Below are 6,230 nucleotides of genomic sequence, written 5' to 3'. Positions count from 1 at the left end.
AATTTTAAGAAATGGATAAATCTCTGGTTTTATACCCTGCTTTAAAAAAATTTGAAAATGTTATTGCGTTTACCACCACAAGGCAAACTTTTCCGGAAAATGATATACCACGATTTACCGGGAATCCCGCCCAAAAACCTGATGCAACCCGCAAAATTTTAGCAGATATTTTGGGAATCAACCCCGAACAATTGGTTTTCCCAAGGCAAACCCACACCAGTTGCGTAGCAGAAATTTACGGATTCCCGGAGGAGGAGTTGGGAGAAACCGACGCATTGGTGACCAATCAGTCGGGGATTTGTTTGTGCGTTCAAACTGCCGATTGCGTTCCCATTCTGTTGTTCGACCCAAAACAAAAAGCTGTTGCAGCCATTCATGCCGGCTGGCGCGGTACGGTTAATAATATTGTTGGCAAAGCCGTTCAAAAAATGATTGACTCTTTTGATTCTGCAGCAGAAGATATTCATGCGGTAATTGGCCCTTCCATTGGTCCCGATGTTTACGAAGTGGGGGATGAGGTGGTGGAAGCTGTTCAGAAAAATATTCCCAAATCGGAAAAAACATTACATAAAAATGCATTCGGAAATTTTCATTTTAATTTGTGGGAAGCCAACCGGCAGATTTTACTCCACTGTGGCCTGATTTCGAAGAACATTGAAATCTTTGGAGAATGTACTTTTAATAAAAAAGAAAAATACTTTTCAGCACGCCGGGAGGGAATCGAAACCGGGCGCCTGGTCACAGGAATTATGTTGGTTTAAATCAGCCCTAATAAAAATCCTTAAATTGCATTTCTCTGCTTTCTGTTTTATGCAAAACAACTATCTTCGCATCAATTAATCATTTACAAAAGTTTCGGAAGAAAGAAAACTGTTTCAAATGAAAGAATACAAATTCGCTAACAAGCTGACAGGCTGGGTTGTATTCCTGGTTTCAGCCATTGTTTATTTATTGACTATTGAGCCAACTACCAGTTTCTGGGATTGCGGAGAATTTATAACTACCTCGTTTAAACTTGAAGTTGGGCATCCCCCCGGGGCACCGGTTTTTATGATATTCGGGCGTTTTTTTACCCTTTTTGGTGGCCCTGAAAACGCAGCAAAAATGGTAAACATTATGTCGGCACTGGCCAGTGCATTTACTATTTTATTTTTATTCTGGACCATCACTCACCTGGCATTTAAACTGGTTGCCACCGTTGAAAAAGTTTCAAAAGGAAATATTGTTTCCATTATGGCTGCCGGAGTAGTTGGTTCGCTGGCATACACTTTTTCCGATACATTTTGGTTTTCTGCAGTTGAAGGCGAAGTTTACGGATTTTCGTCCATGCTCACGGCCATTGTTTTCTGGGCCATTTTAAAATGGGAAAATACTGCCGACAAACCATTTGCAAATCGCTGGCTGATATTTATCGCATACATCATTGGTTTGTCAATCGGCGTTCACCTGCTCAATTTGCTTGCCATTCCGGCCATTGTTTTTGTTTATTATTTTAGAAAATATGAAGTAACCCGCAAAGGAATTATTTGGGCACTGGTGGCTTCTGTGGTCCTTTTGGGTGTGGTTATGTATGGAATAATTCCGGGCGTTGTAACCGTAGCCTCCTGGTTCGAGCTGTTGTTTGTGAATACCTTTGGCTTGCCCTTCAAATCTGGAGCTCTGATATATATTGCATTACTCATAGCAGCCATTATTTATGGTATTCAATATACAATGAAGAAAAAAATGGTTTTATGGAATACTATTATTGTAGGAGTTACAGTCATTTTAATTGGATATTCATCTTTTGCACTAATTATTATCCGTTCGGCAGCCGAGCCTCCAATGGATCAGAATAGCCCCAACGACATGTTTTCGTTGCTCTACTACCTGAACCGTGAACAATACGGGCAGCGTCCTCTCTTTTACGGACAATATTACAATTCGCCGCTCAATCCGCAGGAACGTTATAAAGATGGCAAACCCATCTATTCCCAGATTGACGGGAAATACGTGGAAACCGACCGGCGTGTAATTCCAAATTACGATGAAAATTTTAAAACGCTTTTCCCGCGTATGTGGAGTAGCATGGATCCTTCACATGCTCAGGATTATCAGCAGTGGGGGAATATAAAAGGAAGAAGAATTCAGCACAGAAATGAATCGGGTCAAACCGAAACCATTGTAAAACCTACCATGGGTGAAAACCTGAGATTCTTTTTCAGGTACCAGGTGGGGCACATGTACCTCCGTTATTTCATGTGGAATTTTGCTGGCAGACAAAACGATATTCAGGGGCATGGTGGTACTTTATACGGAAACTGGTTGAGCGGTGTGAAGTTTGTTGATGAAATCCGCCTTGGAAGTCAGGATAATCTTCCGGACAGGTTTGCCAACAATAAAGCCCGGAATACCTATTACTTCCTGCCACTTTTACTTGGTTTGCTGGGTGTCTTTTTTCAATATAAAAAGGGAGCCGAAGGCAAAAAAGGTTTGTGGGTGGTATTCCTCATGTTTTTAATGACCGGGCTGGCCATTGTCTTTTATCTGAACCAGTATCCGCATCAACCACGCGAACGAGATTATGCCTATGCCGGTTCTTTCTATGCGTTTGCTATTTGGATTGGGCTTGGTGTGCTGGCTATTTCCGAAGGATTGAAAAAATATTTGCGTGAAACTATTGCCGGTGGAATTGCCGGCCTGGCAACCCTGCTGCTGGTTCCGGGAATTATGGCTGCCGAAAACTGGGATGACCACGATCGTTCCGGGCGTTACACCGCCCGCGATCTGGGAGCAAACTACCTGAAAACCAGTCAGCCAAACGGAATTATTTTTACCAATGGCGACAACGATACTTTCCCGCTTTGGTACAATCAGGAAGTGGAAGGAGTGCGGACTGATGTTCGGGTTTGCAACCTTAGCTACCTGCAAACCGACTGGTACATTAACCAGATGAAGAGAAAAGCATACGAGTCGGATCCAATGCCTTTTTCTATGACAGAAGACCAATACCGGCAGGGAACACGCGATATTGTTTACCTGATGGACAACCCGCGGATTTCAAGAGAAACTATTGGATTGAAGGAAGCTGTTAATTTTTTAGCTGATGATAATCCGGCAACCAAACTCCAGCAGGCTGACAACGCGCCCTATCTTCCCAAAAAAGTTTTGTCTTTTAAAGTGGACAAAGAAGCAGTGATACGAAATAAGGTAGTCAGGCCGCAGGATTGCGACAAAATAGTGGATACAATTACCATTGATCTTTCTGACCGGAATTACCTTCCGAAAGATGAAATGATGATACTTGACCTCCTGGCTACCAACAACTGGGAACGTCCCATCTACTGGGCAATTACTGTGGGAAGCAGTAAATACATGAATCTGCAGGACTATTTTCAGGTGGAAGGATTTGGCTACCGTTTTGTACCAATTAAAGGTGAATCATCTACCGACCGCTTAACGTTCGGAACTGTTGCCACTGACCTGATGTACGACAACATGATGAATAAATTTGAATACGGCAACATGAACGATCCTTCGGTTTATATCGATGAAAATAATTCCCGGATGATGACCAATATCCGGAATAGTTTTAACCGGCTTGCAACCGGATTAATTGCCGAAGGGAAAAATGATTCTGCTATTGCCGTTATCGACAGGTGTTTCGAGTTAATTCCGGAAAATATAGTTCCGTATGAATTCTTCTCGTTGGGGCTGATTGAAAACTATTACATGGCCGGTGCTACGGAAAAAGGAAGGGAAAAATTGCAGGAGGCCTTTGAAACATTTAACGATGAACTGGGTTATTTCCTTTCTTTAAACAGGAAGTTTTTACAAACGCAAAGTATAAACGAAGAAATTCAGCGAAATCTTTTCTACCTCCAGCGTATTGAGCGTATTGCCCGAACACATGGCGATACTGAATTGTCTCAGAAAATCGGAGAGGAAATGCAAAAACATTTTGAAACGTATAACGCTATTTAAAAAATGAACATTCTGGTAATTGGCTCAGGTGGTCGGGAACATGCGTTGGGTTGGAAAATAAAGCAAAGTAAAAAAGCGAAAAACCTTTATTTTGCTCCCGGGAATGCCGGAACTTTAGAGTTTGGTACCAATCTGGAAGTTGGAGTGAGTGATTTTCAGGGCCTGAAAAAAGCAGTGCTCGAAAATGAAATTGACCTGATTGTGGTTGGTCCTGAAGTTCCTCTGGTAGAGGGCATTCACGATTTTTTTGTCGGTGATCCTGAAATAAGAAATGTAAAAGTTGTTGGCCCTAAAAAGACCGGAGCACAGTTGGAAGGCAGCAAAGATTTTGCAAAAGATTTTATGATGCGCCATAATATTCCAACTGCCAGGTACTTTTCTGTTACTAAAAATAATCTGGATGAAGGAATTGAGTTTCTTGGGTCACTAACAGCACCCTATGTTTTAAAAGCCGATGGGCTTGCCGCCGGGAAAGGTGTTTTAATTATTAATGATTTGTCCGAAGCCCAAAACTCCCTTCGCGAAATGTTGGCTGGCAAATTCGGCCAGGCCAGCAAAAAGGTGGTTATCGAAGAATTTTTGAGCGGTGTGGAAGTTTCGGTGTTTGTAATTACCGATGGGAAAGATTATAAACTTTTACCCGAAGCTAAAGATTACAAACGAATTGGTGAGGGCGATACCGGTCTGAACACCGGCGGTATGGGAGCAATTTCTCCCGTTCCGTTTGTTGATGAGGAATTTATAAGTAAAGTGGAATCGCGTATTATCATTCCCACTATCAATGGTTTAAAGGTTGACCAAATTGAATACAATGGTTTTATATTTTTCGGATTAATTAATGTAAATGGCGATCCGTTTGTAATTGAATACAATGTTAGAATGGGCGATCCGGAAACTGAGGCGGTTTTGCTGCGGGTAAAATCCGATTTGGTTGATCTGCTGGAAGGTGCTGCTGATGGAACCCTTTCAGAAAAAGAAGTTGAATTTGAAGAGAGGACGGCTGTTACTGTCATGTTGGTTGCGGGCGGTTATCCGGAAAGTTACGAGAAAGGAAAAGTAATTTCGGGTTTAAACAGGGTTGCAAACAGCACAGTGTTTCATGCAGGAACAAAAATGCAGGAAAACAGCGTGGTTACAAATGGCGGCAGGGTTTTGGCGGTGAGTTCACTGGGAGAAAACATGACGGAAGCTTTGGCAACCTCATACAGAAATGCAGAATTAATTCAGTTTGAAAAAAAATATTACCGTAAAGATTTAGGTTTCGACCTGTAATATGTTACTCAGAACTTTAAAATCGAATCGCGCAGTAAACTTTTTTCTGTTTCCCTTTTTGGGCATTCTTTTTTGGTTGAAAAGCCTGATTTATCCGCGTACCTACACTTTTTACAACGGAGAAGCGGATAATATACTTTACAAACCCATTCATAACCTGACCATCGAAATTCCAATCCTGCAAATTATCATTCCATTTATTCTGATTATTGGAATGGCACTTATTATGCTCCAGTTGAATAACAAATACAACATCATTCGAATAAGGACCATGCTTCCTGCCCCTCTTTTTATTTTAATTGTAAGTGGTTTTTCCGATTTACATACCATGCATCCGGTGTATTTTGCTGCATTTTTTGTGCTACTGGCTATTTACAGGCTTTTCAGTGCATTCGATGAAGTAAAACCCTATTCCCCGGCATTCGATTCCGGCTTTTTTCTGGGAGTTGCATCGCTTTTTTATTTTAATGTTTTTCTTTCCTTTCCTGCCTTTTTAATTGGTTTGGCTGTTCTTTCAAGAGAACCCAAATGGCGCGAATTTATCGTTAATGCTGTTGGTTTTTTCCTGCCGTTTATTTTTGCTTTCAGTTATGTTTTTATTTTAGGAAAGACCCCGGCATTTTTAGAAACGCTCGAAATGAATATTTTAACGCCGGTTGTAAATATTAAATCGAAATTGCCTGTTTTGGTGTATCTGGGATTTTTACTTGTTTTAATTTTGCTCGGAAGTTTAAAATTGCTACACCAGTACGATACCAAAAAAGTAAGCACCCGTAAATATTTTATTGTACTGTTTCTTGTGTTTCTGTTTTTACTGGCCAGCTTTTTACTGATTCCGTCAACTTCAATTGAAATTTTTGTAATTGCTGCCATTCCGTTAACTTTTTTGTTAGCCAACTTTTTTGTTTTTCTGAAAAGCCGGTTTTGGGGAGAATTTTTGTTTTCGTTGCTGTTGATTTCTGTTATAATATTGGAAATTTTAGCCTGACCCCTGA

Annotated in this window: 4 protein-coding genes; all 4 read left to right on the top strand. The window is 41.0% G+C overall.

What is annotated here, in order from left to right; genetic code table 11:
• The first annotated feature begins 11 nt into the window (after positions 1-11).
• The 4 genes from pgeF (at position 12) to ACESMA_RS03385 (ending at position 6,223) form a co-directional block, all read left to right on the top strand.
• Positions 12-761, top strand: a complete 750-nt coding sequence (gene pgeF / locus ACESMA_RS03400; protein ID WP_372947359.1) for a peptidoglycan editing factor PgeF — start codon at positions 12-14, stop codon at positions 759-761.
• A 118-nt stretch (positions 762-879) separates the two neighbouring features.
• The gene (locus ACESMA_RS03395; RefSeq protein ID WP_372947358.1) at positions 880-3,963 is read left to right on the top strand and encodes a protein O-mannosyl-transferase family; all 3,084 of its coding nucleotides are present in this window, start codon (positions 880-882) and stop codon (positions 3,961-3,963) included.
• A gap of 3 nt (positions 3,964-3,966) precedes the next feature.
• A complete protein-coding gene (purD, locus tag ACESMA_RS03390; protein ID WP_372947357.1) occupies positions 3,967-5,235 on the top strand; it encodes a phosphoribosylamine--glycine ligase in 1,269 nt (422 codons plus the stop codon).
• Position 5,236: 1 nt separating this feature from the next.
• Positions 5,237-6,223 carry a DUF6427 family protein gene (locus tag ACESMA_RS03385; RefSeq protein WP_372947356.1) on the top strand — a complete coding sequence of 329 codons (987 nt, stop codon included), beginning with the start codon at positions 5,237-5,239 and terminating at the stop codon, positions 6,221-6,223.
• The last annotated feature ends 7 nt before the right edge of the window (positions 6,224-6,230 follow it).

The organism is Mariniphaga sp. (assembly GCF_041687215.1).
GTDB lineage: Bacteria > Bacteroidota > Bacteroidia > Bacteroidales > Prolixibacteraceae > Mariniphaga.
Note: the sequence above shows the minus strand (reverse complement) of the source record. Positions and strands in the feature narration are given on the sequence as shown.